Here is a 26,685-nt window from a genome sequence, read left to right as displayed (position 1 = left end):
TGGCATGACCGCTACATATTTCGTCGCCCCTTCACAGACCATTCCCAGCCGGAGGTCTCAGAGTCCGGAAACCCCCTTGACGAGGGTGAGGCGAGGGTGGTGAGGCCACCCGCGAGGGCCGGTCCCAGCACCACCGTCCGGGGCGGGAAGGCCTTCACCGACACACCGTACAGCCGGTCGCTCGGCATGAACTCCCCTGCGTTCCAAGTGGAGTTCACCGCGTGGAGCGGAACCGCCGGTCCGCCCGTCAGTGCTGGACGCCGGCGGATAGTGAGAAGTCGGCGAAGTAGGCCTGCTGGGTGCTCGCCGGGCCCCAGCTGGTGTCGTGGCCGCCGTAGAAGGTCGAGAACAGCACCCCGCCGAAGGGGATCGAGCCGATGCCGGTGGCGGTGCCGGTGGCGGCGTGCACCTGGCGGCCGTCGTACCAGACCGTGATGTCGCCGGTGCTCCGGTTCACCAGCTGCTCGACGGTGTGCCAGCGGTCGTCGGCCTGGAAGTGCCAGTCGCCCAGGCCCTCGTCCACGCCGTAGCCGGTGGGGCCGGAGTTGGTCGGGGTGTACAGGTAGACCTCGCCGTTGTCGGGACTGCCCTTGGCGGCCCGCCACATGTAGCGGGTCGACCACCCGGCGCCGTGGTTGCCGCCGGACTCCTGGCCGATCTTCCCGCCGTACAGGCCCGGCAGCTTGCCGGCCTTGCCCCAGTCGCGGCCGGTCGGGAACCGGACGGAGTACTTGAGGTCCAGGGTGGGGCCCTGGGCGAGGGCGGACAGGCCGAGGGTGTTGAGGTCGGTGTAGAACTGCCCGCCGCCGGGGTTGGGGCAGTCGGTGCAGGTGTTGGCGGAGGAGCCCGCGCCGTACGTCACCCGCAGCGCCGGGCCGCCGCTCGGTGCGGCCGGGTCCTCGACGGCGCCGAAGTCCGGTGCGCCCCAGGCGCCTTGGGCGGCCACGCCCCAGGAGTGCTGCCACTGGGGGGTGCCGTAGCCGCGGAACCCGCCGCTCCAGGCGACCGATCCGGCCGGTACGGGGGCGGCGGCGGTGGTGGAGGTGGGCGGGTGGGTGCGGGCCCGGGCGGGGGTGGCCGAGCAGCCGGCGGCGGCGAGCAGGGCCAGCGCGGCCAGGGCGGCGGTGCGCACGGGGCGGTTCATCCGTTGGCTCCTCGGTCGGCGGTTGATCCGTACCGATCATGCCGCACGGCCGGGGCGTGGACGGGCCGGGCGGGCGGTTCACGTACTCGGTGAACCGCCCGCCCGGCCGCGCCCGTTATATAGGGGATGCCGGGTGGGTCAGTTGAACTGGTCCGGGTGCGGCCCGGTGCGCAGGTCGCGGTCGGTGGCGGCGATGGCGGCCATGTCCTGCGCGCTGAGGTCGAAGTCGAGGACGTCGAGGTTCTGGCGGATCCGGGCGGGGGTGACGGACTTCGGGATGACGATGTTGCCGAGCTGGAGGTGCCAGCGCAGGACGACCTGGGCGGGGGACTTGCCGGTGCGCTCGGCGATCGCGGTGACGGCCGGGTCGTCGAGGACAGCGCCCTGGGCGAGGGGGCTCCAGGCCTCGGTGGCGATGCCGTGGGCGGTGTGGAAGGCGCGCAGTTCGCTCTGCTGGAGGCCGGGGTGGAGCTCGACCTGGTTGACGGCGGGGACGAGGTCGCTGGTCTCCAGCAGGCGCCGGAGGTGGGCGGGCTGGAAGTTGGAGACGCCGGCCGCCCGGATGCGGCCCTCGGCGGCGAGGCGCTCGATGGCGCGCCAGGAGTCGGCGTAGCGGTCGTGGGCCGGGGCGGGCCAGTGGATGAGGTAGAGGTCGACGTGGTCGAGGCCGAGCTTTTCGAGGCTGGCGTCGAAGGCGCGCAGGGTGGCGTCGTGGCCCTGGTCGGCGTTCCACAGCTTGGTGGTGATGAAGAGGTCCTGGCGGGCCAGGTCGGAGGCGGCGAGGGCGCGGCCGACGCCGGCCTCGTTGCCGTAGACGGCGGCGGTGTCGATGCTGCGGTAGCCCGCTTCGAGGGCGGCGGTGACGGCGGTGGTGGTCTGGTCGTCGGGGACCTGGAAGACGCCGAAGCCGAGCTGGGGGATCTCGACGCCGTTGTTCAGGGTGACGGTCGGGACGGCGGTGGTGCTCATGGTGGCGCTGCTCCTGAGGAGGTGGTCGTCAGTGGTGGACGGGGGTTCGGGGTGCGGGGGCGCCTTCGGCGGCCGGGGTGCGCTGCCGGTCGCGCCGTTCGAGGGCGGCGGACCAGAGGGCGAGCAGGAGGGCGGCGGTGGCGAGCAGGGCGCCGACCCAGTTGGGGGCGGTGTAGCCGAGGCCGGCGGAGATGACCAGGCCGCCGAGCCAGGCCGCCAGGGCGTTGCCGAGGTTGAAGGCGCCGATGTTGACGGCGGAGGCGAGGGTGGGGGCGCCGTGGGCCTGGTCGAGGACGCGCTTCTGGAGCGGGGGGACGGTGGCGAAGCCGAGGGCGCCGACGAGCAGGATCGTCACGGCGGCGGCGGTCTTGTCGTGGGCGGTGAGGGTGAACAGGGCCAGCACGACGGCCAGGCCGCCGAGGGTGGTGTAGAGCAGGGGCATCAGCTTGCGGTCGGCGAACCTGCCGCCGAGCAGGTTGCCGAGGAACATGCCGGTGCCGAACAGGACCAGCAGCCAGGTGACGGCGCCCTCGGAGTAGCCGGCGGTGCTGGTCATCATCGGGGCGATGTAGGTGATCGCGGCGAAGACACCGCCGAAGCCCAGGACGGTCATCGCCATGGCGAGCAGGACCTGGGGGTTGCGGAAGGCGGTCAACTCCCCGCGCAGGCGGGTGCCTTCGGGGCGGGGTAGGGCGGGGACGAGCTTGGCGATGCCGAGCAGGCCGATCAGGCCGAGGGCGGCGACGGCGGTGAAGGTGGTGCGCCAGCCGACGGCCTGGCCGATGAAGGTGCCCAGCGGCACGCCGACGATGTTGGCGACGGTCAGTCCGGTGAACATGGCGGCGATGGCGCCGGCCTTCTTGTGGGGGGCGACGAGTTCGGCGGCGACGACCGAGCCGATGCCGAAGAACGCGCCGTGGGCCAGCGAGGTCACGATCCGTCCCGCGAGCATCAGCGGGAAGCTCGGCGCGACGGCGGACAGCAGGTTGCCGACCACGAACAGGCCCATCAGCAGCATGAGCATGGTCTTGCGGCTGATCCGGGTGCCGAGCGCGGTCATCAGCGGGGCGCCGACGACCACGCCGAGCGCGTAGCCGGTGACCAGCAGGCCGGCGGTGGGGACGGACACGCCGTAGTCGTCCGCGATCAGGGGCAGCAGGCCCATGATCACGAACTCGGTGGTCCCGATCCCGAAGGCCCCGATGGCCAGGGCGAGGAGTGCTAGGGGCATGGTGGCGCGACCTCCGTGAGATTGCTAGTGCGCCTTACGTGCCTCGACAATAGTTGCATGCGCGGCATATGTGCAAGCGCGGGCATTCGTCTTCGGCAATGCCCGCGGCGCTCGAACGGCGTCGGGCGCCCCAACGGCGTCGGGTGCACCAACGGCGTCGGGCGGGCCCGCGGCACCCGGTGTGCCGCCGGCCCGCCCGACGCCGTTGGGGGAGTAAGGGGAAGGCGGAGTGGCGAGCGGCACCCGGGGTGCCGCGGCCGCGGGTCAGCGCTTCAGGACGGCATCGGCGGTCGCCGGCAGCGGGTAGGCGTCCGGGTCGACCGGCCCGGGCAGGTCGGTGGCCGGGCGGCCGGGCGCGTTCGGGTCCGGCAGCGACGGCTGGGCGGGCGGCGCCTGGACCTGGCTGAAGGGCACGCCGGGCGGGGCCTGGACGGGGGCGGCCCGGCCGGCCGTGAGCGGGCTGCGGCTCTGTGCGTCGCAGGCGGCCTGGGCTTCCAGGCTCTCCGGGCTCTGGGTGGCGGGCTGCCCCGGGGCGGAGTTGCCGGTGAAGCAGTTGCCTGCATCGGCCGACGCGAGTACCAGGTCGACGCCGTTGCCCTCGGCGTGGTTGCCCTGGATCCGGTTGCCGGCGGCCGGGTGCCCGGGCGGGTCGGTGACGATGACGCCGGCCGAGCGGTTGCCCTTGACCAGGTTGCGCTCGACCCGGTTCGCGGTGCCGCCGCCGATCCCGATGCCGATGCCGAAGCCGCCGTCGGCCTGTTCGGGGGTGTCGGAGGCGTTGTTGTCGGTGACGGCGTTCCCGGCGATCACGGCGCCGTGCTGGGGGGCGAGGGCCTCCAGGTCGTTGGAGTTGACGGTGACCCCGACCCGGTTGCCGACCACCCGGTTGCCCAGGAAGTAGAGGTTGTCCGAGGCGTTGGTGATCTCGATGCCGACCGCGTTGCGCTCCACGGTGTTGCCGCGCACCAGGGTGTCGCAGGGCTTGCACTGGCCGACGTAGACGCCGGAGTCGGCGCCGCCGGAGGCGTAGGAGTCCTCGATGACCCCGGCCCGGGCGTCGAAGGCGTAGATCCCGTACAGCCCGTTGTTGTAGGCGGTGACCTTCGTCGCCCGGAAGCCCTGGAGGGCGGGGAAGCGGGTGGTGTCCAGCGGGTTGTAGGCGGAGCCGCCGGCGCCGCGCTGCTGGAGCTTCTCGTCGGTGACGCCGGTGAACAGCACGCCGTTGGCGAGGTAGCCGTGCACGGTGAGGTTCTCCACCACCGAGCCGGGGCCGGTGACGGTGACGCCGTTGACCAGCCGTACGCCGCCGTCCAGCACCACGGTGTTGCGGTCGGTGCCGCGCAGCACGATCCGGGGCTTGGTGATCCGCACGCTCTCCCGGTACGTCCCGGGGGAGACCAGCACGGTGTCGCCCTCGTGGGCCACGTCCACCGCCTTCTGGACGGACGGGAAGTCCTGCGGGACGCGGACCACGGTGCCGTCCGGGTGGCGGGCGTCGGAGGAGGAGCCGCCGCCGGAGGCGCAGCCGGCCAGGGCGGGGGAGACCAGGGCGAGGGCGGCGGCCAGCAGGGCGGGCAGGACGCGGGCCGGACCGCGGCGGCGGTGGGGCGGTGTTTCGGAGGCGGATTGACGGACGGTCAAAAGTTGCATACGGGGTGTTCTATCGTCTCCAATGTCGGTCATGCATGCCGAAAGCGGAAAGGCGCGGAAACAGCCGGGAGTTGTCAGGGGCGGGGTGGACCGCAGGGCGCTGATCGCCGGCGGCGGGGCCGTGCTGGCCGCCGGGGTCGGCGCGGGGGTCGTGGCGCTGGGGCGCGGGCCCTCCGCCGCACCGCCGCCGCCCGGGCCCACAGTCCCGGCCGTGCCCCCGTTCCACGGGGACCGGCAGGCCGGGGTGACGGCCCCGCAGCAGCCGGCCACCCTGCTGCTCGCCCTCGACCTGGCGCCCGCCGCCACCTCCGACGGCCGGGCCGTACTGCGCTCCCTGCTGGGGGAGTTGACGAGGCTGCTCGCCGACGCGGCGGGCGGCAACCCCGCCGACCCGCGGCTGCGGGGCGCGGAGCCGGCCCGGCTCAGCAGCCTGGTCGGGGTCGGGCCCGGGCTCGCCGCCCGGCTCGGGCTGAACGTCCCGCCCGCGCTGGCGGAGCTCCCGGCCTTCCCGGGCGACCGGCTGGACCCGGCACGTGGGGGCGGTGACCTGCTGCTCCAGCTGTGCGCCGACGACCGCTGGCCGCTCACCGTGCTCGCCGAACTCCTCGGCGCCGCGGCCCGGTCGGCGGGCGCGACGGTGCGCTGGACCCAGTCCGGCTTCCTGCCGCGCACACCCCCGGGCACCACCCCGCGCAACCTCTTCGGCTACAAGGACGGCACCGCCAACCCCGGTGCGGCGGAGGCGAAGCAGTGGGTCTGGGGCGCGCCCGGCGGCCCGTACGAGCACGGCACCGTGCTGGTCTACCGCCGGATCCGGATGGACACCGCCGGGTTCGCCGCCCTCCCCGAGGACCGCCGCGACCTCGCCATGGGCCGCCGGCTCGGCGACGGCGCCCCGCTCACCGGCACGGCCGAGCACGAGGACCCGGACATCTACGCCAAGAACCCGGACGGCTCGTACGTCATCCCCAACAGCGCCCACGTCCGGCTCAGCAGCCCCCGGCTCGACTCCGGCGCCCGGATGCTGCGGCGCGGCTACAGTTACGACGACGCCCCCGACGACCGGGGGCTGCTGTTCTGCGCCTTCGTGCGGGACCCGGAGCAGTTCACCCGGGTGCAGAACCGGCTGGCGGCCAAGGACGCGCTCAACTCCTTCCTGGTGCACACCGGTTCGGCGGTGGCCTACGTGCTGCCGGGGGCACGGGAGGGCGGGGTGCTGGGCGAGGGACTGTGGGGGTAGCGCGGGTGGGTCGGCACGAGGTGCAGCCGGACGAGCAGCCGCTGACGGGCGGCAATGTCAGCGTCGGGGTGGTGCGGGTCGGGGACACCGTGCGGCGCCCGGCCGGGCCGTGGACGCCGGCCGTGCACGCGCTGCTCGGGCACCTGCACGCGGTCGGCTTCCGAGGTGCGCCCCGGGCCCACGGGCTGGACGAGCGAGGGCGCGAGGTGCTCGACTTCGTGCCGGGCGAGATGGTCTGGCCGTTCGGCTTCGCGCAGGTGGAGCCGCACGAGCGGCTGGCCGGGCTGGCCCGGCTGGTCCGGGAACTCCATGACGCTGTGAAGGACTTCACGCCGCCGCCGGACGCCCGGTGGCAGGTGCTGATCCCGGCGGAGGGGGAGGCCGGCGAGGACGAGATCATCGTCCACCACGACCTCGCCCCGTGGAACCTGGTGGCCGGGGAGGGCGGGCGGTTCGCCTTCATCGACTGGGACACCGCCGGCCCCGGCTCCCGGCTGTGGGACGTCGCCTACGCGCTGCACGGCTTCGTCCCGCTGATGGCGCACCCGGACTGGCGGCGGGACGACGCCGACGCCGGGGAGCGGCTGCGGGTCTTCGCCGACGCGTACGGGCTCGACGAGGCGGAACGGCGCCGCCTGGTGCCCCTGTTGGGGCGGCGGACCCGGTCCATGCACGACTTCCTGCGGGACCAGGCGGGCCGGGGCGTCCAGCCCTGGGCGCGGCTGTGGGCGGAGGGGCACGGTGACGCCTGGCGCGGCGATGCCGAGTACATCGAGGAGCGCGAGGCGCACTGGGAGCGTGCGCTGTTGGGCGGTTGAGGGGTTGAGTGCTCGGACGGTCGACCTCACCAGGCGACCACACTGGCGTCACCAGGCGACCGGGAGCGCGGCCGGGCTGCGGGTGGTGGTGCCCAGCTGCCAACTCAGCTGCTCCACCGGGGTGGTGAGCTGCAGGCCGGGCAGGGCGGTGGCCAATCGGCGGAGCGATTCGCGCAGTTCGAGGCGGACCCGCCAGGCGCCGATGCAGTAGTGCGGGCCGGAGCTGAAGGCGAGGGTGGGGGCGGCGAGCGGCTGGTCGAGGTCGGCTTCGAGGCCGTCGGGGTAGACGGCGGGGTCGCGGTTGGCGCTGCCGAGGCTGACGGCGACGACGGCGCCGGCCGGGATGGTGACACCGGCGAGCTCGATCGGGGCGATGGCGCGGCGGACGGTGGCCTCGTCGTCGCCGAGCGGGATGAAGTGGAGCAGGCGTTCCGTGGTGCGTTCGGTGACGTCGGGGTCGGCGAGCCGGGGCCAGTGGTCGGGGCGCTCGCCGAGGAGGTACGCCAGGGTGTTGCCGAGGATGCCGACGATGCTCTCGTTGCCGCTGGCGGCGAGCCCGCAGACGAGGTGGACGAGCGACTCCTCCGGGACGCTGCCGTCCTGGTCGGCGGCGACCACGATCCGGCTGACCAGGTCGTCTCCCGGAGCGCGGCGCCGACGGTCCATCAACTCGGCGGTGTAAGAGCCGAATTCGGCGATGGCTTCACTGTGGTCCGTGTCGGCGTCGCCACCCTGGGCGAGGACGGCGAGGCCCCAGCGGTGCAGCTGTTCCTCGTCCACGCGGTCGGGCCCGGTGTCGTCGAGCCCCATCAGTCGCGCGGTGACCGTGAACGGCACCGGCCGGGTGAGGGCGGTGACCAGGTCGGCTGGCGGCCCGGCGGCGACCACTGCGTCCACGGCCTGCTGGACGGCGGCGGCGATCAGGGGCTGCCAGGCGGCGATGGAGCGCGGGGTGAAGGCCTTCTGGATGGTGGCGCGCAGGCTGCGGTGGGCGGGACCGTCCTGGTTGAACAGGGACGCGGGGTTGGCGGCCACGTCGGAGAGGGCACCGACGGCGCCGACCTCGTGCAGGTCGCTCCGGGTGAGGCGGGGGTCGCCGAGGACCTGCCGGACGTCGTGGTAGCGGGTGACGAGCCAGGCGGGGGTGCCGTCCGGAAGGGTGGTCGGGTGCGGTGGCTGGGCGGGGGTGAAGGGGAGCCGGTGGAGCGGGGGGAGTGCGGGCGGCCGGGTGCCCGCGTCGGTGTCGGTCTCGGCTGCTGCGGAGGACATGGAACCCTTCGGGGTCGGCGGCGCTGCGGGGCACGGGCGTCCAACTGTCATATTTTCTGAGGGAATTGGATCCTTCAGGCGGTTTTCCCGTTTCGGCCCGATGGTACGCTCCCGAACCCTCAGTCCGGCGTCTCAACGCCCCCACTCGGGTGCCGGGTCGACCGGCAGCAGCGGCCGCACCGCGCCCAGCACGGCGCCGATGCAGGAGTCGCGCAGTTCGGTGCGGGTGCAGCTCGGCTCGGTCAGCCAGTCCACGACCAGCACCCGGACGAACACCAGCCAGCTGCGCAGGACTTGGGAGACGGCCAGGCGGTCGCCCTCGTCCGCCAGCGGCAGCACGGCGAGCAGGCGGGCCCGCAGGGCGTCCAGCTCCTCGGTGATGATGGTCTGGATCACCGGGTCCCCGGCCAGGACGCGGTTGGCGGCCAGGACGGTGTGCCGGTTGGCGATGAAGTGGTCGAGGTGGGCGTCCAGGCCCTCGATCAGCTGCTCGACCAGGGTGTCCGACGGGTCGAACCTGGTCCGGGCGAGCAGGTCGTCCGAGGCCTGCCGGTGGACCGCCGCGAACAGTTCGTGCTTCCCGGCGAAGTGCCGGTAGAGCAGCGCGCGGGAGACCCCGGCCTGCTCGGCGACCTCCTCCATCAGCACGTCCTCGTACGGCCGGGCGGCGAAGGCCCGGGCGCCGACGGCGAGCAGCTGGGCGCGGCGCTCGTCGGGGGAGAGGCGTCGGCGGCGTTCGTGAACGGGCATGCCAGACAGGCTACTTGACACGTGTCCACTAGTGGGCGCTAGCTTGGTGGCAGCGTTGGTAGACACGTGTCAACTAGCATCCGACGAGTTGATGGGGTGGTCGGCTCATGGCACAGGCAACTGCGAAGGCAACTGCGAAGGCGACGACGAAAGCGACGGCGACGGCGAAGGCGCTCAGGGTGCTCACCTGGACGATGGGGGTCGCCTGTGTGGCGATCGGGTTCGAGCACCTGCTGGGCGGGCCCCTGGGCTTCCCCGGGATCCCGGACCCGGGCCCGACGGTCGACAGCTTCGGCCGCTTCATGGGCGCGGTCTTCGTCGGGTACGGCGCGGCCTGGATCCGGGCCGCCCGGCAGGCGCCGGTGCCCGCACGGGAGGTGCGCTGGCTGACGGCGGTGCTCCTGCTGGGCGGCCTCGGCCGGGTGCTCGGCCTGGTGGTGGACGGGCGGCCGCACTGGTTCCAGCTGGTGTTGATGGGGATCGAACTCGGCCTCCCGGCGGTGTACTTCTGGCTCGCCGACGCGGACGAGCGGGCCGCCCGGGGCTGAGCCCGTACGGGCTTGCGTTCGTACGGGCCCGGGCGGGGTCAGCCGGGGTCAGCCGGAGAAGCCCCGCAGGTGCTCGGCGAGGGTGGCCCGGTCGACGGTCGCGCCGGTGAGCGAGACGTACCCGTCCGGCCGGACCAGCACCACGGCGTCGCCGCGCAGCCCGTACGCGCGGGCGGCGTGGCCGTCGGGGTCGCGGACGGCGGCGACCCGCAGGCCGGGGAGGTCGGCGAGACCCTGGAGGTCCTGGCGGCCCTCGAGTCCGGACGGGCCGCCCGCCGGGTGGTCGCCGAAGGCCAGCAGGGTGGAGTGCGGGCCGCGGAACAGGTCGAACAGCCGTACCGGCGTGCCGTCCGCCGTGGCGCAGGGCGCGTCCGGGGCCCGGTCGCCGGCCCGGATGCCGGTGGCGTCGTCCAGGTCGCGGCCGATCGGCCCGCCGCGGTAGCCGATCGAGAGCCCGGTGAGGTCGGTGCCCTGGACGGCCAGGGTGCGGAACTGGTCGGTCAGCACGGTGGCGCCGTCGCCGCTGAACGCCGCCTTGTGGTGGGCGGAGGTGGCGGCGAGGCTGGCCCGGGCGATCGGCAGCCGCTCCTCCTGGTAGCTGTCGAGCAGCGCCTCCGGCGCCCCGCGCAGGACGGCGGCGAGCTTCCAGGCCAGGTTGTGGGCGTCCTGGATGCCGGTGTTCATGCCCTGGCCGCCGGCCGCGGACTGGCAGTGGGCGGCGTCCCCGGCGAGCAGCACCCGGCCGTCGCGGTAGCGCTCGACCAGTCGGACGGTGGGGCGCCAGACGGTGGACCAGATCGGTTCGTGCATCCGCACCCCGGGCACCCCGGCCCGTTCGGCGAAGAGCCGGCGGAAGGTCTCCAGGGTGGGGGCGGGCAGTTCGCCGTGCTCGTCCGGTTCGACGGCGGCGTGCACCGCCCACTTGCCGTCCTGCCGCATCGGGACGAGCGCCATGGCGCCGCCGCCGAACTTCGGGTGGTTCCAGATGTGCAGGTGGTCGGGGTCGAGGCCGTCCAGGTCCATCGAGGCCATGATGAAGCGCTCCTCCTCCCAGGTCTCGCCGAGGAAGGGGATGCCGGTCAGCTTGCGGACGGTGCTGCGCCCGCCGTCGCAGCCGATCAGGTGCCGGGCGCGCAGCTGCGTCGTCCGACCGCCCTGCCGGAGGGTGGCGAGCACGCCGTCGGCGTCCTGGGTGAAGTCGGTCAGTTCGGTGCCGGTCTCGACCTTGCCGCCGAACTCGGCGAGCCGGTCGCGCAGTACGGCCTCGGTCTGGTGCTGGGCGATCAGCAGCATGCCGGCGTACGGGCGGTCGGGGGTGGGCGGCCTGGTGGCCCCGGGGTCGACCTCCTGGACCAGTCGGGCGCCTTCGTAGGTGCGGATCCTGAGGTTGAGCGCACCCCGGTCGAGGATCTGCCCGACCACGCCGAGGTCGTCGAACACCTCCAGGGTGCGCGGGTTGACGCCCTTGCCGCGGACGCCCGCGGTGCGGAACCCGTCCTCCCGCTCGATGATCCGGCAGTCGACCCCGGCGCGGGCCAGCCCGATGGCGAGCGTGAGCCCGACCGGGCCGGCGCCGACGATCAGGACGTCGGTGGTGGGTGTGGAGTCGTGTGAGAGTGCAGCGCGCATGGCGGACGCCCCCTGTCCATTGGGCCATAAGATACGGCGCGTTTCCTGTCTTCGACTGTAGACTGCCCTCGATAAGAAACGCAACGTATCTACGAAGGTCGGGTGCGGGAACCGGTGACGAGCGGCAGAACGGGCGCCCCGCGGCGGCGCGGGGACGAACTGGAACAGGCGATCCTCGATGCCGTCTGGGCCGAACTTGCCGAGCACGGCTACGACCGGCTCACCATGGACGGCGTCGCCGCCCGGGCCCGCACCAGCAAGCCGGTGCTCTACCGCCGCTGGCCGAACCGGGTGGAACTGGTGGTCGCCGCCCTCGGCCGCAACGCCCCCGACTACCGGGAGCCCCCGGACACCGGCGACCTGCGCACCGACCTGGCGGTCCTCCTGGGCAGCCTGCTGCACCGCTTCGACGACCTGCCGGTGGACGCCGTCCACGGGTTCCTGGTCGACCTGATGCGCGACCCCGAACTGCGGGAGGTCTTCCGCAACGGCCTCACCTCGGCGGGGCCGGTGGACGCCCTGTCCGCGATCATGGGCCGGGCCGTCGAGCGGGGCGAGATCGATCCGGCGCGGCTCACCCCGCGGGTCGTGTCGCTGCCGCTGGACCTGCTGCGGGACGCCTTCCTGATGGGGGGCGTGGTGCCGTCCGACCGGGTGGTGGGCGAGGTGTTGGACGAGATCGTCCTGCCGTTGCTCGGGGTGCCGGGCGGCCCCGCGGGCGGCGGCAGGCCGGGCGGTCCGGCGCCCTCGGATACCCCTACCCCGTAATGCCGAACGCCCTCCGGCGGCGGTGTGCCGTCGGAGGGCGTCGGGTCGTGCGGGCCCGCCGTCAGGAACGGACCAGGCGGGCGATGGCCTGGTTGGCCTCGCGGATCTTGGCGTTCGCCTCTTGGCCGCCCTCGGCGATCGCGTCGCGGACGCAGCATTCGATGTGCTCGTCCAGGAGTTGCAGGGCGAAGGACTGGAGGGCGCGGCTGGCCGCGGAGACCTGGGTGAGGACGTCTATGCAGTAGGTGTCCTGCTCGACCATGCGCTGCAGGCCGCGGATCTGGCCCTCGATGCGGCGGAGCCGCTTGAGGAAGTCGTCCTTGTGGGGGCTGTAGCTGGCCACGGCCGTCTCCGGTTCCTGGGCGGTGAGGAGTTCCCCCACTCTACCGGGGCGCGGTGGGAGGGGAGTCGGCCCGGGCTGACTGCATGTCAGGCGCCGAGGCGGCCGACCAGGTCGTAGCCGGCCTCGTCGATGGCGGCGGCGACGTCGGAGTCGGCCAGCGGCGCGGTGCTGTCGACGGTGACCCGGCCGGTGGCGAGGTCGACCGCGACCTCGGTGACGCCGGCGACCTTCTTCAGCTCGGCGGTCACCGAGCTGACGCAGTGGCCGCAGGTCATGCCCTCCACCTGGAAGACGGCGCGCTCGGCGGCCGCGGTGGCGGGGGCCCCGGCGGTGCCGGTGCCGCACGAGCCGCAGCAGGAGCCCTCGGCGGTGGTGGTGGCGGACGGCTCGACGGTGACGGTGCTCTCGCTCATGGTGTGCTCCTGTCGTCAAGTGCGGTTGTTCGTCAGTGAATTCGAGGCCTCCCGGAGTGGCCCGGGCGGCTGCTTCGATGATGAACATACCATACCCCCCTAGGGTAATGGGAGGAGTGTGTTGGCCCCCATCGTCGTCCGACGGACCCGTGGCTACAGTGGCCGGTAGGGGAGTGCGACAGCTGCACGGGGGGGATGTCCGGCATGTCATGGATCTTCGGAGGCGAGCAGCCCGGGAGGCGCACGCCGCATCCGATCGACCTCGACGAGGTCAAGCCCTGGACGCGGACGCCCGGTTCGGCGTCGGGCCCGGAGCCCGCCGACGACCGCGAGACGGCCAAGGGACGGTCATGGGTCGACAAGTGCCTCCGCTGGTGCGCGGCCGAGTTCGGGGAACAGGCCGTACGGCGCGAATTCGCCCTGCCGACTGCGGAGTTCCTCCCGGCCGACCTGGCCACCCTGACCGGACGCCACCAGCGGGCCCGCATCCTGGAGCTGGTCGACAGCGTCGGCGCCGTGATGGGCGCGGACACCTGGCACGTCGACCTCCGGCTGTCCGCCGCCGGTGCCCTCGACCAGCGCGGCGGCAAGCGTCGGACGGTCGGCCGCTACCACCGCGCCGACGGGCGGGACGTCATCGAACTCGACCTCGAGTACGCCGGCCGTCCCGCTGGCCTCGCCGCGCTCATCGCCCACGAACTCGGCCACCTGCGGCTGATCTCCGAAGGGCGCCTCCGGGCCTCCTGGCCCGCGGCCGACGAGGAGAAGCTGACCGACCTGGTCACCGTCTACCTCGGCATGGGCGTCCTCACCGCCAACGCCGCGTACAGCTACGCCACCGCCCGGCGCGGCTTCTCCGTCCTCCCCATGGGCGACCTCTCCGGCCGGACGCTCAACGGCGAGGCCCCCGACGACCCCGTCCACCAGCTCGGCTACCTCACCCCCGACCAGTTCGCCCACGCCCTCGCCCGCTGCGCCCGCCTCCGCGGCGAGCCCGACCCCGCCTGGGCCCGCCACCTCGAACCGGGCATCCGCGCCGCCGTCCGGCGCGCCCTGACCGAAGGGGAGGAGCAGCCGGGCGTCAGTGGACGGTGACCTGGACGCTCTTGGAGATGTCGCACCTCTCCCCCTCGTACTTCGGCGCGCCGGCACTGCAGCCACCCTGGCCGAACAGCCAGGTCAGCGTGGTGGTGCCGGGCACCAGAGCGTTGAAGGTCAGGTCGAACTCGGAGGAGCAGCCGGGTGCGGGCGGATTCCCCGAGCAGGGGGTGATGACGAAATCCGGGGCGGGCCGCAGCACGCTGCCGTCGCCCGCCGAGCCGAGGTGCCAGTGATGCGACAGGGCGCCCCCGGTCGTCCTGACGCCGAGCCGGGTGGACAGCCTTCGCAGTGTGGACCGTGAACCCCGTCGGCTGATCCCCCATTGGATACTCCCCCTGGTGCTCCATTGCTCGCCGTGATCGAGCGAGCACGATCGACGAGCATAGACGTTGCCGGGAAGGCGTGATCGCGGTCCGATCCGGGCGGTCCAGACGGTCCAACTGCCCGGCAAGGGCGGCGCGGCGTGGTTCCTGAATACCCCGTATGGGTATACGTTCGCCCCGACCGGGACTGAGGAAGGCGGACCACCATGCACGCGATCCTGCACGCGCTGTCCATCGCCGGATCGATGACCTGGGAGATCACCTGGGCGCTGATCCTCGGCTTCCTGCTCTCCGCCGTCGTCCAGGCCGTGGTGCACAAGGCGACGGTGGTGCGGCTGCTCGGTGACTCCCGGCCGCGCACCCTCGCCGTCGCCTCGGCGCTCGGTGCGGCCTCCTCGTCCTGTTCCTATGCGGCGGTCGCGCTGGCCCGGTCGCTGTTCCGCAAGGGGGCGGACTTCACGGCGGCGATGGCCTTTGAGATCGCCTCCACCAATCTGGTGGTCGAACTCGGCGTGATCCTCGCCCTGTTGCTGGGCTGGCAGTTCACTGCGGCGGAGTTCGTCGGCGGGCCGGTGATGATCCTGCTGCTCGCCCTGCTGTTCCGGCTGCTGTTGCGCGACCGGCTGCTCCAGGAGGCCCGCGAGCAGGCCGAGTTCGGGCGGGCGGGCTCGATGGAGGGGCACGCGGCGATGGACATGTCGGTCACGGGGGAGGGCTCCTTCGCCCGCCGGCTGCTGTCCGCGCGCGGCCTCACCTCGGTGGCGCACGTGTTCGTGATGGAGTGGGCCGCGATCCTCAAGGACCTGGTGATCGGGTTGCTGATTGCCGGCGCCATCGCCGCCTGGGTCCCCGATTCCTTCTGGCAGGCCTTCTTCTTCGCTGACCATCCGTTGGCCGGGAAGCTGTGGGGGCCGCTGGTCGGGCCGTTGGTGGCGATCGCGTCCTTCGTGTGCTCGATCGGCAACGTGCCGCTGGCGGTGGTGCTGTGGAAGGGCGGGATCAGCTTCGGCGGGGTGGTCGCGTTCATCTTCGCGGACCTGCTGATCCTGCCGATCCTCACCATCTACCGGAAGTACTACGGGGCTCGGATGGCCCTGTTCCTGCTCGGCACGTTCTACACGGCGATGGTGGTGGCCGGGTACGTGGTGGAGTTCCTCTTCGGAGGGTTGGGGCTGGTGCCGAACCAGCGGAATGCGGAGATCCCGATGGCGGGCGTGCAGTGGAACTACACCACCTGGCTCAACATCGCCTTCCTGCTGCTGGCCGCAGGGCTGGTCGTTCGTTTCTTCCGCACCGGCGGTGCGGAAATGCTACGGATGATGGGCGGCCCCCCGGAGGCGAACGGGCACGCGGCCCACCAGCACCACGGTTGAGGCGCGCGCTCGGTGAAGTGTCCAGCGAACGTCCGGCGAACGTCGTTCCCGCCCCGCCCCTGCGGGAGCAACCTGACATCAGGACGGACCATGGGGGGTGCGTCCAGGCGGCTCCAAGGGCGCCGCCACCCACGCTCAGGGGGATACCCATGCGCAAACTCGGAAAGCCCAGACGCACCATCGCGCTCGCCGCCGCGGCCGTCGCCCTCGCCTGCGGCGCCACCGTCGGCCTCAGCGGCACCGCGAGCGCCGACGCCGGAAGCATTCTCCAGAACGGCTGGAGCGGCAAGTGCATGGCCGTCGGCAACTGGGGCAACATCTACAACGGCGTGCCCATCCTCGAGTACGGCTGCATCGGCGCCGCCGACCAGGGGTGGGGGGTGTCCAGCTCGAGTAGCCACCCGGGCTGGTTCTACCTCTACAACGGCAAGGACAACAACTACTGCCTCACCTACGCGCCGGGCACCACCAACCAGCTCACCCTCAACTGGTGCGGCTACCAGGGCAACAACGGCACGCAGGCCCAGCTCTGGACCACGGGGACCTACTGGGTCAACGGCCAGGCCTTCCCGGAGTACATCGACTACGCCGACGGCTACTGCGTCTCCGTGCCCGGCAACAACCAGGGCGACCTGCAACCGATCAACGTGTGGCCGTGCGGCGGCTACTTCGACCAGCGTTGGTACCTCGGCGGCTACAACTGAGCCGATGGTGAAGCGGTCTGACTGACCGCCGGTGACGACAAGGGCGTCCGCCTCGGCGGGCGCCCTTGTCGGTGACTGCTCCGGACGGTCAGAACCTGCCCTCGTTCCGGGCGTTCGCTACCTGCCGTTCGCTGCCCTTGGTGTTGCGCGAGAAGTCGGACGGGCCGACTTCTCGCGCAGGAGGGTTTAGGCGTTGGGGAGTTCGCCGGCCTTGATGGAGGCGACGAATGCCGTCCATGCGTCGGCGGGGAAGGCGAGTGCGGGGCCATGGGGGTCTTTCGAGTCCCGGACGGGGACGATCCCGACGACGCCGTCGGCGACCTCGATGCAGTTGCCCTGGTCGGTGCTGAAGCTGCTCTTCCGCCACTCGGCGTGGCCCATATCCACGGCCGGACCGTTGTTCATCACTCAAGTTCCTTCGCGATCTGCGTGATAAGCCGCCGGGACGGCGCAAAGTCGAGCGCTGCTGCTCGAAGACGGTCGAACGCCTGGGAATAGGTGGCGACGTCGCTATCCCGTTCGAGGTAGAGGCTACTCGTCAAGCCATCGGTGTACACCACGTCGAGATCGTTTCGGACGGGGAACTCCAAAATCACGAATGACCCGTGGACGCCCGGATGAGCGCCCGCTGCGAACGGCACGACCTGCAGAGACACATGGGGCTCGCGGCTCGCGGTGACCAACTGTTGAAGTTGCCTCGACATCACGAGCTTGCTGCCGACCACTCTGCGGAGGGCGGCTTCGTCGACGATGGCCCAGAGCTTGAGCGGGTCTTCGCGCTGGAGGGCCGCGTTCTGACGGGCCAGGCGCACATCGACCAAAGCATTGATCACTTCCGGTGAAGCGTCGGGCCTGAGCTGCCGAATCAGCGCACGCACGTAGTCAGCGGTCTGGAGCAGTCCAGGGATGAGTGATGACTCGAAGTTCCGGATCGAGGCGGCCTCGGCCTCGAAGCTGATGAACGAAGCGTAGTTCTGCGAGATCACATCCGAGTACGGCTGCCACCACACCCTGCGCTTGCCCTCGCGTGCCAGCGTTGCGAGTGCCTCGCGGGTTTCCGGGTCGCTGACTTCGTAGACGTCGAGCAGTATCCCGACCTCGTTCGCCTTCACGCCGTGGCGGCCGTTCTCCAACCGGCTGACCTTGGACTGGTGCCAGCCGAGTCGGGCTGCCACGTCATCGACTCGGAGGCTGAGCCCTTCTCTGATCCTGCGAAGTTCCGCGCCCAGCATTCGGCGGCGCACCGTCGGTGTTGCGGCCACGCTCCGACCTCCCCTCGTCGCGCTCTGTCGTCAGCCCACAGTCTGGCGTGACGGAAGTGGTTTCGTCACATCAGATCCCAGAGAACATATGTACTTTGCTGGATTCGGTTGTACAAAGCCATCGACCGACGGCACACTGACGGAGTGTGGTGCACATCACCACACAGTGTGATCCCGGCGGATCTTCGCTCGGGCATTCCCATGCCTCTCGCCGCTCGCTGGATCGCGATCTCTCCCACCGCATCCCCCGGAGGCCCTGCCATGCCCGGAATGTTGGAGAAGCCGTCCATCCCCGCCGACCCGTTCTCGTGGTGGCTGCCGAGGCACCACAAGTCCGCCGGGTTCGCCCGGCGGTTGCTCCGAAGCTTCCTCGCCAAACAGTCGAACGGCGAACGGTTCTTCGACTGCGGGGAGTTGGTGCTCGGGGAGCTCGTCGCCAACGCCGTCCTGCACGCCAAGACCCCGCCGGGGCGGCTGATCTTCATCCGCTTCGAGCTGCTGGCCGCCTCGCTCCGGATCGAGGTGCACGATGCCGACTCCAGGCAGCCCATCCTCCGCCCGGTCGCCGAGTGCGAGGAGAGCGGGCGCGGGCTCTGGCTGGTCTCGCAGCTCGCCGCCGAGTGGGGGTGCTGCCCGCGCCCCGGCGGCATTGGCAAGATGGTCTGGGCGCTGATCGACGGGGGTGCGGAGTGAGCGTCGAACTTCCCTTCCCCGTAACCGCCGAGATCAAGGGCGTCACCAGGGCCGCGACCTTCGCGAAGCTCTCCGACGCCCTCGCCGCCATCCGCGCCGGCCTCGCTCAACTCCCGCTCGACGACGACCAGGCCGGCTGCCTCGCCGACCGTTTCGGCGAGGCAGCCGCCGCCCGGATCGCCCACCAGCTGGTGGAGTTCGGCGCGGTGCGGGCGATCGCCTACGTCGGCATCGAGTCCGCCCACCCCATCTACCTCTGTGCGGTGGCCACGTGAGCGGCCACCGGCTCACCTGGGCCCGCATCGAGACGTGGTGGTGCCTCAGTGCCCAGTTCTCCCGCCCGATCCGCGCCCTGAGCCCCCGCCGCCGGGCCGCCCACACCGAGATGCAGCTCTGGGCGGCCACCCCCGGCAACGCCGAAGCCCTCCTCCGTGCCGTGCTCCGGCAGGCCGCCCGCTACCCGTCCGGATGAACGCCAGGTCCGTACTGTTCCCCGTCGCTACTCCTCGTCGAGGAGGGCGGCGAATCGGGCCAGAGGGTTCCCGGTGAACGGGCGCAGCGCGGGGGCGAGGAGGCGGGCGCCGGGGAAGCGCAGGCCGCCGAGGAAGGCGAAGCGGGTCGTGCGGTCGGTCTCCGGGCGGGCTGCCATTCCGCCGAGGACGAGGCGGCTCTGCATCAGGCACCAGCCGGGGGTGAGGTCGATGGCGAAGGTCGTGCGGAGTCGACTGTGGCCGTGGATCCGGGCCTGGAGCGGGGCGCCGGTCGACTCGGGGGCGAGGAGGCGGACGGTGCGGACGTCGGGGATCCACAGCGGCATCGTGCGTTCCAGGTCCTGGGCGATCGACCAGACCCGTTCGAACGGTGCGTCGAGGACGGCCTCGCCGATCCTCGCCGCTCCGGGTGTGGTCGCGGCGATCACGTGGAGGCGGCGGACCGGGTCGAAGTCGGCGACGGGCCACTGCGGCATCGGGGTCTCGGTCACTGCTGCCACGCCTTTCGGAAGCTGAGTCGGGCCCGGGAGAGCCGGGACTTGACCGTCCCGGGGGCGACCGCGAGCAGTGCCGCGGTCTGCCGTTCGTCCAGCCCCTCCAGGTCGCGCAGGAGTAGCACGGCGCGGTGCTCCGGGGAGAGCCGGGAGAGCACATCGCGGATGTCCGTGGCGAGTTGGGGGTCGCCGGGTGCGGGGACTTCGCCGAGTTCGGCGGGCTTCGAGTGCGCCGAGCGATTGGCGTACCGCACCGCCTCCCGCACCGCAATGGCCCTGACCCAGCCGAACAGCGCCGCAGGATCCTGGAGTTGGCGCAGCTTGCGGAACACCACGATGAGCGCCTCCTGGGTCGCGTCCGCGCCGTCGTCGAGCGCGATCGGTCCGCAGAGCCGGCGGACGTACGGGGTGATCAGGTCCAGCAGTCGGCCGACCGCGAGTTGGTCGCCGCCCTGTGCGGCCCGGACCAGTTCGGCGAGGCCGGGCGGTGGCTCCTGCATGGCGCTTTCTCCGTCGATCGGTGACAGGGGTCCGTGGATGGAGGCCCCGGGGCGGCGAAAGGTTCCCTGCGATTTCGCCCGGTCCGCAGTGTTCCTCGTCACAGGAACGTTTCGACGGGCGGGGTGCTCCTTCGGGTGTCCAAGCGTCCTGACACTCCATGAGGTGACGACATGAAGCCGGTGAAGTCGGCGAACATCCGCAGCAAGGCCACCGCGATCGGCGCGGTGCTGGCGGCGGACGGACTGGTCCACGTGTACTGGTCCACCGGCCGGACCTGGCCGGTGCTCGGCACCGTTCGGCTCTCGCAGCTGGTGCTCAACACCCAGGTGCCGTTCACCCCGCAAGGGCTGGTCCCGCTCGCGGGCGTCCTCTTCTCGGGCGCGACGCTGGTGCTGGTCCGCGGCGGGCGGCTGCCGGCCCTGGCCCGCCGGCTGCCCGCCGTGCTGCCGCGCTGGGGAAGCCGGGCCGTGGCCGCCGGCCTGCTGGCCCGCGGCGCGGTCGGACTGGTCTGGGTGACGGGAGCCTGGGCGGACCCCGGTGACACGTTCTACTGGCTCAACCTGCTGCTCTACACCCCGCTGTGCCTGCTGCTGGGCCGGGCGGCCTGGCAGGTGTCGGCGGCGGGCGCGGAGGGATTCCTCCGGGGCGGCGAGGGTCGGCCGCTCGGCGAGGCGACGGTACCCAGCTCGGCCACTGGGCCTGCTACCCGCACACCGGCCTCGGCGCCCTGAGGGTGGCGGCCCTCCCCGAGGCCGATGAGGAGCGCGGGTGCATGAGAGCTGTGATCAGCTACTTGCCGGCTTCCACATCGGTCGCGTCCTGTGCGACCTTCGCGTAGTCCGTGTTGAACTGCGTGACATCAGCCTGCACTTGCTGTCGCGCCTCGGTGTCATTCGGGCCGCCCACGCCCGTGCCGTCGCTGGCCAGACGGAACAGGTCGCCGGTGAGGTCGATGTTGTCGCTCTGCCAGACGCCGATCGACGGCGGTTCGTCGCCGGCGTCGAACTGGGCGTCGGCCTGGGTGAACGCGTCGGTCCCGGGCTTCACGTCGTTGGAGGCCTTCTTGTACCAGGTGGACCACGCGTCGAAGCTGCCACCCGTCCCACGGGCGGTGATGACGGCGACGCCGTCGTTGAACTCCTTCTGGTAGTAGGCGTTGTCGGCCCGGAGGAGCGCCGAGGCGGTCTTCCGGTTGGCGGCGGGCGCGAGATGGGTCGGCGCGGGAGTGGGCAGCCCGGCGGCGGGCGGTGCCACGGCCGGTGACGCACTCGGCGGAGCGGGAGGAGTCGTCGGCTGCGGCGCGGCGCTGGTGGGTGCCGCGGTCGACGCCGCCCGAGTCGGCTGTGTCGGAGTCGGGGTGACGGCGGCGGTCGACGGTGTCTGCGGTGGGTCGGACGGCTGCGCCGTAGCGGTGGTGGCCGGTGCCTGCTTCGCAGCGGCAGCGGGGGTCTTCTTCTGCGGGCCGACGATGGTGCCGATGAGCCAGAGAACGAAGAGCAGGCCGAACAGGCTGCCGCAGCCTATCCGGACCATCTTCTTGACGCTGGGTTTTGGCTGTCTCGGCGGGTTCTGCGGGTCCCCGCCCGCTGGGGGCTGCGGCGCCTCGTCGGGCTGCGAGGGCGTGGGGGTCGTCATGGTGTCACTCCTGTCCGTTTGCCCGGGCAGACTACTCGCCCGGCCGGGTGCCGTGATCCGGCCGGGATGGATGCGACAACAGGGCTTCCTGGAACAGCTGTTGGCGTAGGAACCCTTTGAGGCACCCCGAGGCCCTATGGCGGTGCGCGGTGGTGGCAGCGGGCGGAGCGGGTTCATATTGAACGTGTTCAGATTCTCTGCGACGATATCGACCTCAGGGCGGGGGCGGGGGGAGCGGGTATCCATGGGGATGGTGCTGAGGGCCGAGAGTGCCCTGATCTGGTTCCTTCGTGCGGCGCTCCGATACCTGATCGCCCTCGTGTGCGGCTGGGGCGCGGTGGGTGGCGGGCTCGCGCTGTTCGCGGGGGTGACCGGGGGGATCAGCGGTGCGGAGCTGCTGTCGGGGGAGGCGGTTCTGGGGCTGATGCTGCTCCTGTACTTCGGCTCGCCGTCGTTGGTGCTCCTCCTGCTGACCGCCCCGAAGCGGGAGAGCGAGCACTACAGGGCCGTGCTCGCTGTCGTGCTGTGCGGACCGGCGATCTTGTGCGGACTGTTCCTCGGGGGGTGGGGGCTGATCGGTCTGATCCTGTTCCAGACCGGCTTCGTCGGCTTGGTCCTCCCGTCCCCACGCCTTCGGCTCGTCAGTCGGCGTGATCGTGGGGCTGAGAGGAGGGGCTGAGCTGCGTCGATCCCGCTTCGAGGCCGTCGGCGCGGTGGGTCAGTTCCTCGGCGATGTGGTCCCAGTCCGGGCCGTGGGAGTAGAGGCTGCTTGCCGCCTCGCGGATCAGGGCCGGGTCGTCGGGGCGTTGGAGGAGGAGCAGGCGGTAGGCGAGGTTGCGGGTGCGGACCGGGAGGTAGCCGTCGACGAGGTGGGGGCAGAGGGTCCGCAGCATGGTGAGGATCTCGTCCGGGTCGGCGAAGGTCAGCAGCTCGGTGAAGTACGCCTCATCGTGCTGCCATGTCGCGTCGCAGGCGGGGGTCGGTCCGTACTCGTCGCCCCAGAGGCAGCGGGCGAGGTCGGTGAGGTTGTGGTGCACGGGCGCCGAGCCTAGGCCCGGATCCAGCGGGGGTGGAAGTCGGGGTGGTCGGCGTAGGGCGGGAGCAGGTCCCGGACGTCCGCGCAGGGCCAGCGGTTGCGGTCGTGCCGGCAGGCGCCCGCTGGGCCGGGTGCGTGCCGTGCCAGGATGCGCCGTTTGGCGGCGACTTCGCGGAGGACCCGGGCCGGGTCGTGGCGGGCGATGTGGGTGGCCGTGGCCGGGGGGGAAGCCGCCGAGCTCGGAGTGGCAGAAGTCCACGGTGGAGCCGGCGGCCGTCCAGATGCCGCAGTCGTCGCCGCCGTCGCAGCGGCGGGCGAGGTCGGCGTCCTCGTCGAGGCGGGCCCGTAGGAAGTCGGTGAGGTCCGGGTGCATGGCGTCAGGGTGGAGGAGAACTCCTGCCCTGGACAACGGGGTTTCGGGGTACGGCGGCGGGCCGGGCGATCCGTGGGGGGATCGTCCGGCCCGTGCGGGGGCTGCTCAGTGCTGCGTGGTGACGGTGAAGGCGGCGGTGTGGACGGTGCCCTGGTGCTGGAAGTCGAGGAAGAGGCGGTAGCTGCCGCTGCTGGGGGCGGTGGTGGTGAAGCCGATCCCGGGGCCCGGGGTGGTGGTGTCCGGGTGGACGTGGAGGTAGGCGAGGTCGCCGGCGCGCAGCGCGACCAGGTGGCCGTAGGCGCCGAGGTAGGGCTGGAGGTCGGTGACGGGGGCGCCGTCCTTGCTGATGTCCAGGGTGAGGTGGCTGCTGCGGCCGGGGGTGAGGTCGCCGCCGAGGGTGACGGTGTAGCCGTCGACGGTGACGGTCCGTCCGGTGTCGGGGAGTGGGGCGGGGCGCAGGTCCCCGGCGGCGTGGAGGTCGGCGCCGAGGGTGAGGCCCTCGCTCGTGCCGGCCGGGGTGAAGTCGGCGAGGACCCGGTACTCGCCGGCGGCGGGGACGGCGGTGGGGGCGCTCCAGGTGCCGTCGGCGGCCAGGGTGGGGTGCAGGTGCTGGAAAGTGGAGAGGTCGCGCGGGGCGACGATCAGGTGGAGTTCCTTCTCGTGCTGCTGCTGGTAGGCGGTGACGGGCCTGCCGTCCGCGCCGAGGATGCGGAAGCGCAGGTCGGTGGGGGAGCCGGCGGTGACGAAGGGGTGCTCGACGCTGAGGGTGTAGCCGCGGTCGGAGACCTGGAGCCCGCCGGGGAGGTGGTCGGCGGCTGCTTCGCCCCCTGAGTCGTGCCCGGCGTGCCCGGCGTGGGCGGCGGCGGGCTCGGGCGCGACGGGGCCGGTGCCGGTCGCGTGGCCGACGCCGAGGGCGAGGCCGAAGGCGGCGGCGAGGCCGGCGGTGAAGGCGGTGATGCGCAGGGCGGTGTTCATGGCGGGGTTCTCCTCGATCGGGGTGAAGGGGCTCAGGCCCGCATGAGCCGGGCGATGGCCTGGGAGGCCTCGGCGACCTTGGCGTCGGCCTCGGCGCCGCCGCCCGTGATGGCGTCCTGGACGCAGTGGGCGAGGTGGCCGTCGAGCAGGTGCAGGGCCACGGACTGGAGGGCCTTGGTGGCGGCCGAGACCTGGGTCAGGGTGTCGATGCAGTAGGTGTCGGTGTCGACCATGCGCTGGAGGCCGCGGACCTGGCCCTCGACGCGGCGCAGTCTGCGTAGGAGCTGGTCCTTCTCGGTGCGGTAGCCGGGCATGCGGCCCTCCTCTGGATTCCGGCGGGGAGTGCCCTGAGTGAATACTCCATGGGGGTATCAAGTCAAGACAGGTGACCGCCCGGAAAAATACCCACTGGGGGTATCGATCGGGGCTTGCCCTGACTACCCCCCAGGGGTATAAATGAACCCGGCACCGCCCGATACCCCTCCAGGGTATGACGGCCCGGCCGGGCAGACCAGGCGGAACAACTGTCACGAGGAGCAACGATGACCACGCAGGCACCCGCCTCCACGGAGGTGGAACTCTCGATCGGCGGAATGACGTGCGCCTCGTGCGCCGCCCGGATCGAGAAGAAGCTCAACCGGATGGACGGCGTCTCGGCCAGCGTCAACTACGCCACCGAGAAGGCGAAGGTCACCTTCGAGGCCGAGGTCGGGGTGGCCGACCTGATCGCCACCGTCGAGGCCACCGGCTACACCGCCGCCCTGCCCAAGCCCCCGGCCGCCGCCGCCGGCGAGGGCGCCGAACCGGCCGAGTCCGCCGACGAGTTGGCCCCGCTGCGCCAGCGCCTGTTCACGGCCCTCACGCTCGCCGTCCCGGTGATCGCGATGGCGATGGTGCCGGCCCTGCAGTTCGACAACTGGCAGTGGCTCTCGCTGACCCTCGCCGCCCCGGTCGTCACCTACGCCGCCTGGCCGTTCCACCGGGCGGCCTGGACCAATGCCCGGCACGGCGCCGCGACGATGGACACCCTGGTCTCGCTCGGCACCGGCGCCGCCTTCCTGTGGTCGCTGTGGGCGCTGTTCTTCGGCGACGCGGGGATGCCGGGCATGCGGCACGGCTTCGAGTTCACCATCGCCCGCAGCGACGGCGCCTCCAACATCTACCTGGAGGCGGCGGCCGGCGTCACCGCGTTCATCCTGGCCGGGCGCTACTTCGAGGCCCGCTCCAAGCGCACCGCCGGTGCCGCTCTCAAGGCGCTGCTGGAACTGGGCGCCAAGGACGTGACGGTGCTGCGCGGCGGCACCGAGGTGCGGATCCCGATCGCCGAACTCGCGGTGGGGGACCGGTTCGTGGTGCGGCCCGGCGAGAAGATCGCCACCGACGGCACGGTGGTCGAGGGCGCCTCCGCGGTGGACGCCTCGATGCTGACCGGCGAGTCCGTCCCGGTCGAGGTCGGGGCCGGGGACGGCGTCACCGGTGCGACGGTCAACGCGGGCGGGCGGTTGGTCGTCGAGGCGACCAGGGTCGGCGCGGACACCCAGCTCGCCCGGATGGCCAAGCTGGTCGAGGACGCCCAGAACGGCAAGGCCGCCGCCCAGCGGCTCGCCGACCGGATCTCCGCGGTCTTCGTGCCGATCGTGATCACCCTCGCGGTGGCCACCCTCGGCTACTGGCTGGGCACCGGCGAGGGCTGGACGGCCGCCTTCACCGCCGCCGTCGCCGTGCTGATCATCGCCTGCCCGTGCGCCCTCGGCCTGGCCACCCCGACCGCCCTGCTGGTCGGCACCGGCCGCGGCGCCCAGCTCGGCATACTCATCAAGGGCCCGGAGGTGCTGGAGTCCACCCGCAAGGTCGACACCATCGTCCTGGACAAGACCGGCACCGTCACCACCGGCCAGATGACCCTGCTCGCCGTGCACACCGCCGAGGACGTCACCGAGGCCGAGGTGCTGCGCCTGGCCGGCGCCCTGGAGCACGCCTCCGAGCACCCGATCGCCCGGGCGATCGCCACCGCGGCCGCCAAGGCCGGCGAACTGCCCGCCGTCGAGGGCTTCGAGAACGTGCCCGGCCTGGGCGTCCAGGGCGTGGTGGACGGCCACGCGGTGGTGGCGGGCCGGGAGGCGCTGCTCAACGAGTGGTCGCAGTACCTGCCGGAGGCCCTCGCCGAGGCCAAGCGCACGGCCGAGGCGGCCGGCCGCACCGCGATCGCGGTCGGCTGGGACGGCGCGGCGCGGGCCGTCCTGGAGGTGGCGGACGCGGTCAAGCCGACCAGCGCCGAGGCCATCACGAAGCTGCGGGCCCTGGGCCTGACCCCGGTGCTGCTGACCGGTGACAACCGGCTGGTCGCCGAGGCGGTCGCCGCCGAGGTCGGCATCGCGGCGGAGCACGTGATCGCCGAGGTCATGCCGCAGGACAAGGTCGACACCGTCAAGCGGCTGCAGGCCGAGGGCCGGGTCGTGGCGATGGTCGGCGACGGCGTCAACGACGCGGCCGCGCTCGCCCAGGCCGACCTGGGCCTGGCGATGGGCACCGGGACGGACGCCGCGATCGAGGCCGGCGACCTGACCCTGGTCCGCGGCGACCTGCTGGCCGCGGCGGACGCCATCCGGCTCAGCCGCAAGACCCTCGGCACCATCAAGAGCAACCTGTTCTGGGCCTTCGGCTACAACGTCGCCGCCCTGCCGCTGGCGGCCGCGGGCCTGCTCAACCCGATGATCGCGGGGGCGGCGATGGCCTTCTCCTCGGTCTTCGTGGTCGGCAACAGCCTCCGGCTGCGCCGCTTCCGCTGAGCCTCTCCGCCGTCGGCCCCAAGGCCCCGGAACCGTCGCCCGGTTCCGGGGCCCTGGCACGTCCGGGCCGTTCTTGTACGCCACACCTGTCACGCACCGTAGTGAAGATCGCCGGCGCCTACGTGAGCGGCCGAAGTTCGGTTTGTCCGTTCACGCCCACTCT

General features: G+C 72.3%; 31 protein-coding genes and 1 pseudogene. 13 read left to right on the top strand and 19 right to left on the bottom strand.

What is annotated here, in order from left to right; translation table 11 throughout:
• Positions 1 to 247: 247 nt before the first annotated feature.
• The 4 genes from ACFVXG_RS20880 to ACFVXG_RS20865 all read right to left on the bottom strand — a co-directional run bounded on the left by ACFVXG_RS20880 (position 248) and on the right by ACFVXG_RS20865 (position 4,994).
• Entirely contained in the window at positions 248 to 1,144 is an 897-nt protein-coding gene (locus ACFVXG_RS20880) for a polysaccharide lyase (RefSeq protein WP_387929522.1), read from the bottom strand.
• A 138-nt stretch (positions 1,145 to 1,282) separates the two neighbouring features.
• A complete protein-coding gene (locus ACFVXG_RS20875; protein WP_387929520.1) occupies positions 1,283 to 2,113 on the bottom strand; it encodes an aldo/keto reductase in 831 nt (276 codons plus the stop codon).
• Between the two features lie 28 nt (positions 2,114 to 2,141).
• Positions 2,142 to 3,344 (bottom strand): MFS transporter, encoded by a 1,203-nt coding sequence (locus ACFVXG_RS20870; protein WP_387929519.1) that lies wholly within the window; start codon positions 3,342 to 3,344, stop codon positions 2,142 to 2,144.
• 264 nt (positions 3,345 to 3,608) lie between these two features.
• Positions 3,609 to 4,994, bottom strand: a complete 1,386-nt coding sequence (locus ACFVXG_RS20865; protein WP_387929517.1) for a right-handed parallel beta-helix repeat-containing protein — start codon at positions 4,992 to 4,994, stop codon at positions 3,609 to 3,611.
• A gap of 85 nt (positions 4,995 to 5,079) precedes the next feature.
• On the opposite strand from ACFVXG_RS20865, the gene ACFVXG_RS20860 reads away from it, so the two are divergent.
• Positions 5,080 to 6,234 carry a Dyp-type peroxidase gene (locus ACFVXG_RS20860; RefSeq protein WP_387929515.1) on the top strand — a complete coding sequence of 385 codons (1,155 nt, stop codon included), beginning with the start codon at positions 5,080 to 5,082 and terminating at the stop codon, positions 6,232 to 6,234.
• 5 nt (positions 6,235 to 6,239) lie between these two features.
• Positions 6,240 to 7,052, top strand: coding sequence for a phosphotransferase enzyme family protein (locus ACFVXG_RS20855; protein ID WP_387929513.1), 813 nt, complete (start codon positions 6,240 to 6,242; stop codon positions 7,050 to 7,052).
• Positions 7,053 to 7,100: 48 nt separating this feature from the next.
• Here ACFVXG_RS20855 and ACFVXG_RS20850 read toward each other — a convergent pair whose 3' ends face one another.
• Both ACFVXG_RS20850 and ACFVXG_RS20845 read right to left on the bottom strand, forming a co-directional pair.
• Positions 7,101 to 8,321 (bottom strand): cytochrome P450, encoded by a 1,221-nt coding sequence (locus ACFVXG_RS20850; protein WP_387929511.1) that lies wholly within the window; start codon positions 8,319 to 8,321, stop codon positions 7,101 to 7,103.
• Positions 8,322 to 8,453: 132 nt separating this feature from the next.
• The gene (locus ACFVXG_RS20845; RefSeq protein ID WP_387929509.1) at positions 8,454 to 9,071 is read right to left on the bottom strand and encodes a TetR/AcrR family transcriptional regulator; all 618 of its coding nucleotides are present in this window, start codon (positions 9,069 to 9,071) and stop codon (positions 8,454 to 8,456) included.
• A gap of 107 nt (positions 9,072 to 9,178) precedes the next feature.
• Here ACFVXG_RS20845 and ACFVXG_RS20840 point away from each other — a divergent pair, with 107 nt between their 5' ends.
• Complete coding sequence (locus ACFVXG_RS20840) at positions 9,179 to 9,619, top strand: DUF4345 domain-containing protein (RefSeq protein ID WP_387929507.1); 441 nt, start codon at positions 9,179 to 9,181, stop codon at positions 9,617 to 9,619.
• Between the two features lie 48 nt (positions 9,620 to 9,667).
• Here the strand turns inward: ACFVXG_RS20840 and ACFVXG_RS20835 are convergent, their stop codons facing one another.
• Positions 9,668 to 11,248, bottom strand: a complete 1,581-nt coding sequence (locus ACFVXG_RS20835) for an FAD-dependent monooxygenase (protein ID WP_387929505.1) — start codon at positions 11,246 to 11,248, stop codon at positions 9,668 to 9,670.
• A gap of 114 nt (positions 11,249 to 11,362) precedes the next feature.
• Here ACFVXG_RS20835 and ACFVXG_RS20830 point away from each other — a divergent pair, with 114 nt between their 5' ends.
• On the top strand, positions 11,363 to 12,016 hold the full coding sequence (locus ACFVXG_RS20830; protein WP_387929503.1) for a TetR/AcrR family transcriptional regulator: 654 nt from the start codon (positions 11,363 to 11,365) through the stop codon (positions 12,014 to 12,016).
• A 61-nt stretch (positions 12,017 to 12,077) separates the two neighbouring features.
• Here the strand turns inward: ACFVXG_RS20830 and ACFVXG_RS20825 are convergent, their stop codons facing one another.
• Entirely contained in the window at positions 12,078 to 12,359 is a 282-nt protein-coding gene (locus ACFVXG_RS20825; protein WP_030290512.1) for a metal-sensitive transcriptional regulator, read from the bottom strand.
• Positions 12,360 to 12,445: 86 nt separating this feature from the next.
• Positions 12,446 to 12,772, bottom strand: coding sequence for a heavy-metal-associated domain-containing protein (locus ACFVXG_RS20820; protein WP_387929501.1), 327 nt, complete (start codon positions 12,770 to 12,772; stop codon positions 12,446 to 12,448).
• A gap of 204 nt (positions 12,773 to 12,976) precedes the next feature.
• On the opposite strand from ACFVXG_RS20820, the gene ACFVXG_RS20815 reads away from it, so the two are divergent.
• Complete coding sequence (locus ACFVXG_RS20815) at positions 12,977 to 13,867, top strand: hypothetical protein (RefSeq protein WP_387929499.1); 891 nt, start codon at positions 12,977 to 12,979, stop codon at positions 13,865 to 13,867.
• On the opposite strand, the gene ACFVXG_RS20810 is transcribed toward ACFVXG_RS20815, so the two are convergent.
• Positions 13,854 to 14,072 carry a hypothetical protein gene (locus ACFVXG_RS20810; protein WP_387929497.1) on the bottom strand — a complete coding sequence of 73 codons (219 nt, stop codon included), beginning with the start codon at positions 14,070 to 14,072 and terminating at the stop codon, positions 13,854 to 13,856. The genes ACFVXG_RS20815 and ACFVXG_RS20810 overlap by 14 nt on opposite strands.
• A 330-nt stretch (positions 14,073 to 14,402) precedes the next feature.
• Between ACFVXG_RS20810 and ACFVXG_RS20805 the strand changes: the two genes are divergently transcribed.
• Together ACFVXG_RS20805 and ACFVXG_RS20800 are read left to right on the top strand one after the other, a co-directional pair.
• The gene (locus ACFVXG_RS20805; RefSeq protein ID WP_387929495.1) at positions 14,403 to 15,569 is read left to right on the top strand and encodes a permease; all 1,167 of its coding nucleotides are present in this window, start codon (positions 14,403 to 14,405) and stop codon (positions 15,567 to 15,569) included.
• Positions 15,570 to 15,718: 149 nt separating this feature from the next.
• On the top strand, positions 15,719 to 16,273 hold the full coding sequence (locus ACFVXG_RS20800) for an RICIN domain-containing protein (protein ID WP_387929493.1): 555 nt from the start codon (positions 15,719 to 15,721) through the stop codon (positions 16,271 to 16,273).
• A gap of 186 nt (positions 16,274 to 16,459) precedes the next feature.
• Here the strand turns inward: ACFVXG_RS20800 and ACFVXG_RS20795 are convergent, their stop codons facing one another.
• Both ACFVXG_RS20795 and ACFVXG_RS20790 read right to left on the bottom strand, forming a co-directional pair.
• Positions 16,460 to 16,678 (bottom strand): DUF397 domain-containing protein, encoded by a 219-nt coding sequence (locus tag ACFVXG_RS20795; RefSeq protein ID WP_387929491.1) that lies wholly within the window; start codon positions 16,676 to 16,678, stop codon positions 16,460 to 16,462.
• Positions 16,678 to 17,535, bottom strand: coding sequence for a helix-turn-helix domain-containing protein (locus ACFVXG_RS20790; protein ID WP_387929489.1), 858 nt, complete (start codon positions 17,533 to 17,535; stop codon positions 16,678 to 16,680). The genes ACFVXG_RS20795 and ACFVXG_RS20790 overlap by 1 nt, the downstream gene beginning before the upstream one ends.
• 261 nt (positions 17,536 to 17,796) lie before the next feature.
• On the opposite strand from ACFVXG_RS20790, the gene ACFVXG_RS20785 reads away from it, so the two are divergent.
• The 3 genes from ACFVXG_RS20785 to ACFVXG_RS20775 are packed head-to-tail and all read left to right on the top strand — an operon-like array spanning position 17,797 to position 18,700.
• On the top strand, positions 17,797 to 18,228 hold the full coding sequence (locus ACFVXG_RS20785; RefSeq protein ID WP_387929487.1) for an ATP-binding protein: 432 nt from the start codon (positions 17,797 to 17,799) through the stop codon (positions 18,226 to 18,228).
• Positions 18,225 to 18,503, top strand: a complete 279-nt coding sequence (locus tag ACFVXG_RS20780; RefSeq protein WP_387929486.1) for a hypothetical protein — start codon at positions 18,225 to 18,227, stop codon at positions 18,501 to 18,503. Before ACFVXG_RS20785 ends, ACFVXG_RS20780 begins: the two co-directional genes overlap by 4 nt.
• A complete protein-coding gene (locus ACFVXG_RS20775) occupies positions 18,500 to 18,700 on the top strand; it encodes a hypothetical protein (RefSeq protein WP_387929484.1) in 201 nt (66 codons plus the stop codon). The genes ACFVXG_RS20780 and ACFVXG_RS20775 overlap by 4 nt, the downstream gene beginning before the upstream one ends.
• Before the next feature lie 27 nt (positions 18,701 to 18,727).
• On the opposite strand, the gene ACFVXG_RS20770 is transcribed toward ACFVXG_RS20775, so the two are convergent.
• The gene (locus tag ACFVXG_RS20770; protein WP_387929482.1) at positions 18,728 to 19,210 is read right to left on the bottom strand and encodes a hypothetical protein; all 483 of its coding nucleotides are present in this window, start codon (positions 19,208 to 19,210) and stop codon (positions 18,728 to 18,730) included.
• Entirely contained in the window at positions 19,207 to 19,713 is a 507-nt protein-coding gene (locus tag ACFVXG_RS20765) for an RNA polymerase sigma factor (protein WP_387929481.1), read from the bottom strand. The genes ACFVXG_RS20770 and ACFVXG_RS20765 overlap by 4 nt, the downstream gene beginning before the upstream one ends.
• A 171-nt stretch (positions 19,714 to 19,884) precedes the next feature.
• On the opposite strand from ACFVXG_RS20765, the gene ACFVXG_RS20760 reads away from it, so the two are divergent.
• Positions 19,885 to 20,445, top strand: a complete 561-nt coding sequence (locus ACFVXG_RS20760) for a DUF3995 domain-containing protein (RefSeq protein ID WP_387929479.1) — start codon at positions 19,885 to 19,887, stop codon at positions 20,443 to 20,445.
• A gap of 58 nt (positions 20,446 to 20,503) precedes the next feature.
• Here ACFVXG_RS20760 and ACFVXG_RS20755 read toward each other — a convergent pair whose 3' ends face one another.
• Positions 20,504 to 21,349: a hypothetical protein gene (locus tag ACFVXG_RS20755; RefSeq protein WP_387929477.1), complete on the bottom strand. Its 846-nt coding sequence runs from the start codon at positions 21,347 to 21,349 to the stop codon at positions 20,504 to 20,506.
• A gap of 244 nt (positions 21,350 to 21,593) precedes the next feature.
• Here ACFVXG_RS20755 and ACFVXG_RS20750 point away from each other — a divergent pair, with 244 nt between their 5' ends.
• Positions 21,594 to 22,028, top strand: coding sequence for a hypothetical protein (locus tag ACFVXG_RS20750; protein ID WP_387929475.1), 435 nt, complete (start codon positions 21,594 to 21,596; stop codon positions 22,026 to 22,028).
• Here the strand turns inward: ACFVXG_RS20750 and ACFVXG_RS20745 are convergent.
• The 4 genes and pseudogenes from ACFVXG_RS20745 to ACFVXG_RS20730 form a co-directional block, all read right to left on the bottom strand.
• Positions 21,991 to 22,386, bottom strand: a complete 396-nt coding sequence (locus tag ACFVXG_RS20745) for a hypothetical protein (RefSeq protein ID WP_387929474.1) — start codon at positions 22,384 to 22,386, stop codon at positions 21,991 to 21,993. The genes ACFVXG_RS20750 and ACFVXG_RS20745 overlap by 38 nt on opposite strands.
• 11 nt (positions 22,387 to 22,397) lie before the next feature.
• The gene (locus tag ACFVXG_RS20740; protein ID WP_387929840.1) at positions 22,398 to 22,766 is read right to left on the bottom strand and encodes a DUF6221 family protein; all 369 of its coding nucleotides are present in this window, start codon (positions 22,764 to 22,766) and stop codon (positions 22,398 to 22,400) included.
• A gap of 97 nt (positions 22,767 to 22,863) precedes the next feature.
• Positions 22,864 to 23,733, bottom strand: coding sequence for a hypothetical protein (locus ACFVXG_RS20735; RefSeq protein WP_387929472.1), 870 nt, complete (start codon positions 23,731 to 23,733; stop codon positions 22,864 to 22,866).
• 32 nt (positions 23,734 to 23,765) lie between these two features.
• Positions 23,766 to 24,041, bottom strand: a pseudogene (locus ACFVXG_RS20730) (metal-sensitive transcriptional regulator); the annotation flags it as partial.
• 234 nt (positions 24,042 to 24,275) lie between these two features.
• Here ACFVXG_RS20730 and ACFVXG_RS20725 point away from each other — a divergent pair.
• The gene (locus tag ACFVXG_RS20725) at positions 24,276 to 26,522 is read left to right on the top strand and encodes a heavy metal translocating P-type ATPase (protein WP_387929470.1); all 2,247 of its coding nucleotides are present in this window, start codon (positions 24,276 to 24,278) and stop codon (positions 26,520 to 26,522) included.
• Positions 26,523 to 26,685 lie beyond the last annotated feature (163 nt).

Origin of the sequence: Kitasatospora sp. NPDC058162 (assembly GCF_042884005.1) — a bacterium.
Taxonomy (GTDB): Bacteria; Actinomycetota; Actinomycetes; order Streptomycetales; family Streptomycetaceae; genus Kitasatospora.
This window is presented reverse-complemented; position numbering and strand designations above follow the sequence as displayed.